This window comes from Flavobacterium agri (assembly GCF_013401995.1).
GTDB classification, from domain to species: Bacteria; Bacteroidota; Bacteroidia; order Flavobacteriales; family Flavobacteriaceae; genus Flavobacterium; species Flavobacterium agri.
In genome coordinates this window covers 1-542 of sequence record NZ_JACBJI010000038.1, presented here as the reverse complement: position 1 = coordinate 542, position 542 = coordinate 1, and the positions used below count along the sequence as shown (strand labels likewise).

Annotated in this window: 1 protein-coding gene; it reads left to right on the top strand. The window is 60.3% G+C overall.

Going from position 1 to position 542, the window contains the following annotated elements:
* Positions 1-528 (top strand): T9SS type B sorting domain-containing protein (locus tag HZF10_RS17895; RefSeq protein WP_176007605.1); only part of this gene is annotated, 528 nt, incomplete at its 5' end.
* Between the last annotated feature and the right edge of the window lie 14 nt (positions 529-542).

Below are 542 nucleotides of genomic sequence, written 5' to 3'. Positions count from 1 at the left end.
GACGAGTCGAGTTTCACGGTTACGATCACGGATTCTCCGGAGTTCACCTTGGCTGGCGGCTGCCAGGGCAACGCGTACGTTTTGGAGGCCACGGCCCTCAACTACGACCCTGCCACGGCTACCTATTCGTGGAGCACTGCCGACGGTCAGATCGTCTCGGGCGGCAACGCCTCCTCGGTGACGGTATCTGGCGCGGGCACGTACACGCTTACGGTTACGGTAGCGGGCTGCGACGGCCAGGAGCCGTTCGTGGCTGCCTCGACGAGCTGTACGATCCAGAAGGGTATCTCGGCCAACGGGGACGGTGCCAACGATTTCTTCGACCTTGAGGGCTTCAACGTACGCAAGCTGCAGATCTTCAATCGTTACGGCAGCAAGGTCTATGAGCGCACGAACTACGTCAACGAGTGGAAGGGCCAGTCGGACAAGGGCGATGAGCTGCCTGACGGGACGTACTACTACGTGATCGAGCGCAACGACGGTGAGCCGACCAAGACGGGCTGGATCTACATCAACAGGAAAAACTAGTAAACCGCGGGCCG